Annotated in this window: 4 protein-coding genes; 2 read left to right on the forward strand and 2 right to left on the reverse strand. The window is 40.8% G+C overall.

Translation table 11 applies throughout. From position 1 onward, the window contains the following. On the reverse strand, positions 1-534 hold a 534-nt coding region (locus Q0192_RS07665; RefSeq protein ID WP_299288486.1), incomplete at its 3' end, for a deoxyhypusine synthase family protein. Between the two features lie 295 nt (positions 535-829). On the opposite strand from Q0192_RS07665, the gene Q0192_RS07670 reads away from it, so the two are divergent. Further along, positions 830-1933, forward strand: coding sequence for a hypothetical protein (locus tag Q0192_RS07670; protein ID WP_299288488.1), 1104 nt, complete (start codon positions 830-832; stop codon positions 1931-1933). Positions 1934-1975: 42 nt separating this feature from the next. Here Q0192_RS07670 and Q0192_RS07675 read toward each other — a convergent pair whose 3' ends face one another. Further along, positions 1976-2761, reverse strand: coding sequence for a class I SAM-dependent methyltransferase (locus Q0192_RS07675; protein WP_299288490.1), 786 nt, complete (start codon positions 2759-2761; stop codon positions 1976-1978). A gap of 56 nt (positions 2762-2817) precedes the next feature. On the opposite strand from Q0192_RS07675, the gene Q0192_RS18745 reads away from it, so the two are divergent. Continuing rightward, positions 2818-3303, forward strand: a 486-nt coding sequence (locus tag Q0192_RS18745) for a transglutaminase family protein (RefSeq protein ID WP_366518145.1), incomplete at its 3' end; no start/stop codon positions are given.

Here is a 3303-nt window from a genome sequence, read left to right on the forward strand (position 1 = left end):
AGCAGCCAGCATCCACGAATTTTTCGGATCAATTTCGTAATACTGCTCCAGTTCGCCGCTATTCAAAATTTTGTACATGTATTCGTGCGGAAAATAACGCTTGCCTTTATCGTCGGCATCTTTCCAGATTTGGTAAATGTGTTTTTGCAACCTGCGGAACGCTTCCTCTTCCGGGATGCACGTATCCGTAACGCGGTTGTAATGGTTTTCCAGCAAATCCCACTCATCTTGCGGGCTTAAATCGCGGTAGTTTGGCACCCGTTTGTAATGCGAATGTGCCACCAAATTCATAATATCTTCTTCTAAATTAGCTCCGGTGCAGGAAATAATGGCAATTTTATCCTGGCGGATCATTTCTGCCAATGAAATCCCCAATTCCGCCGTACTCATCGCTCCTGCTATCGTAACCATCATTTTGCCGCCTTCCAGCAAATGTGTTTCGTAGCCTTTTGCGGCATCTACCAAAGCGGCGGCGTTAAAGTGGCGGTATTGTTTTTCTATGAATTGAGATATTGGCCCTCTTTCTATACTCATTTTGTTATTGTTAAATTTTTGCAAAAATATACATTTTACCCTAACCGTATTTGATCCTAAAACAGAAGTTGTTTAAACTTTTTTAGAACCCTTTTTTTTAGGTTGATGCTTCTTTTACCGCCTAAAAATAAGCGACTTTGGTTTATTCAATACCTGCAACACCAATTTTTGCCCGGTAAAAGAAGCATGGTATTTTTTTTATTGTACAAATTTAAACAGACCCTAAAAGTTTAAACAACTTGCTATATCCCACACGTACAACCGGCAGATCAGCTATCTTCGCAGCCGATATTTCATGAAACGGATACTGTTTTTACTGCCTATTTTTCTTTGTACGCATTTTGCCAGCGCACAGCCTCGTTTTATCAGAAAAATTTTTCTCGAAAAAGACAGCAGCAAAAGAAGTAGTTTGCTGCCTTTGCCGCTGGTTGCCTACGCGCAGGAAACCGGTTTGGAACTTGGTTTTGCCGCTTTATATTCTTTTTATACAGATACTTCTCACAAAAACACCAAAGTTTCTAACCTGTACTTGCCGGTTTCTTATACATTTAAAAACCAAAGCCGCATTAGCCTAAAAACAGATTATTGGCTTCCCGCAAACAGCTATCATTTAACGGCTGATATCGGCTACTCCAATTTTCCTTTTAACTTTTATGGAATTGGGAACGATACACGAAGCATCAACAAAACTTTACTTACCCAGAAAAGATTTCATGCAATTGCCGGTGCCGAAAAAGCTGTTTTTACCCATCTTTTTTTAGGCTTAAATTCTGATTATGAGGATTATTCATTTAAAGATCAACTCATCAATACGAACCTTCCGGGGAAACAAGGTGGCGGCAGTTTGTTTTACGGGCCGAGTTTGATTTTTGACAACCGCAACACCAACACTTATACGTTAAAAGGTTTTTACGCCAACTTAAATGGCGGTTTGGTAAGCAGCATCAACCGAAGCGATTATAATGGTGGCTACCTTAATTTCGATTTCCGGCAGTTTAATTCCATCTCCAAAAAATTGGTTTTGGCTTTTAACGGCAGTTATCAATTTACAACCGGCAGCAACACGCCATTTTATTTGTTGCAAACTTTGGGCAACGACCAATTGATGCGCGGATATTATGGCGGCCGTTTCCGTGATAAATACATCATTGCCTTGCAATCCGAACTGCGTTACCGTTTAAGCGACCGTATTGCAGTGGTTGGTTTTGGCGGAACCGGAACCGTTTACCATTCTGTTTTCGACTTAAATGATTTAAAACCAAACTACGGCGGCGGCCTGCGCTACTTTTTTGATGTAGAAAAAGGCATCAGCATCCGTGCGGATTATGGTGTTGGCGAAAAACCGGCAGGCGAAAAACGACAATCTGGTTTTTATTTAAGTTTGGGCGAAGCTTTTTGAGGAAAAGAGCGGAGAGCGAAGAAATTAGAAAGACCGAAAGCATCAAAACTTCACCTTAAAATCTTCCTTAACCTGATCTTTTTTAAAGAAAACCAAGCCCACCCAAAACAGATCAATGGTTACTGTAACTTGCGGATGTTGTTTGATTTTTTTCCAAGCCGATTTCATGCCTTCGCTCCAATAAATATCGTCAAAAACGATGACGGTTTTATCGTAAGCTTTTTGCAAAATCCAATCGAAATACCGTAAAGTTGCAGCTTCGGTGTGGTTGCCATCAATAAAAACAAAATCAATGTTCTGCTCTTTTTGCAGCACTTGCGGTAAAACATCGTCAAAATTGCCAACAACCAAATCAATGTTTTTGGCTTCCATGATGGCGAAATTTTTGGCTGCTACATCGGCAATTTCGCGGCAGCCTTCAACCGTGGTAATTTGCGCGGAAGGATTGGCCTGGTTTAAATACAAAGACGTTACGCCCAAACAAGTGCCCAATTCAACCACGTTTTTTGGTTCAAAATGCGCCACCAAACGAAAAATCAATTGTGCCAGCCGCGGCGATTTCAATACGTTTTTGGCAATTTCCCGTACTTCTTTTACCTGGCTTTTATTGGTATGTGAACCGGCGCCCAAATCCACAATCGTTACTTTGGCTTTGCTTTGCAGCAATTGCTGCCGTATCTGCTCGATTGGCAGGTAATCGGTTTTGGCACTAAAATCGTATATCACATCATCAACCAGCTCGTACACAAATGGCGAATGCACACCGTGCCTGCTTTTTGCAGTAAAGTAATGTTTAAGGTAATCGCATGCAAACCGCCAGTTGAACATGCGCCAAAGATAATTTATATTTGAAATAATTGTTGTTTTAAACCGATCTCTTGTTTATGATCAATCCAACCGAAATACACTCCTTAGTAAAATTACTGGACGACCCGGACCAGGAAATATATAATCACGTACATGAAAAATTATTTTCTTACGGCGCTGAAGTGATCAGCCATTTGGAAGAAGCCTGGGAAAGCGCTTTCGACCCAGTTTTGCAGGAACGCATTGCCGGCTTAGTGCACGAAATACAGTTTTCGAACCTGAAAAACGATTTAAAATTATGGTGCCAGAGCGGCGCGTTTGATTTGCTTCGCGGTGCATTAATCATCAACAAATACCAATATCCGGATTTGGACGAGCAGAAAATCATCAACCAAATTGAAGCCATTAAGCGTGATATCTGGCTGCAAATGTTGTATGAAGCAAGTCCGGTAGAAAAAGTAAAGCTAATGAACCATGTTTTTTACAACATTTATGGTTTCAGCGGCAATACAAGCAATCACCAGGATCCGCAAAATTCTTTTCTCAGTCAAGTAATAGAAATG

Origin of the sequence: uncultured Mucilaginibacter sp., assembly GCF_937859865.1 — a bacterium.
GTDB lineage: Bacteria > Bacteroidota > Bacteroidia > Sphingobacteriales > Sphingobacteriaceae > Mucilaginibacter_A.

What these genes read in the sequence shown, in the direction of transcription:
- Q0192_RS07670 (WP_299288488.1), top strand. Translation starts at nt 830, where the DNA reads ATGAAACGGATACTGTTTTTACTGCCTATTTTTCTTTGTACGCATTTT.
- Q0192_RS07675 (WP_299288490.1), bottom strand. Translation starts at nt 2,761, where the DNA reads ATGTTCAACTGGCGGTTTGCATGCGATTACCTTAAACATTACTTTACT.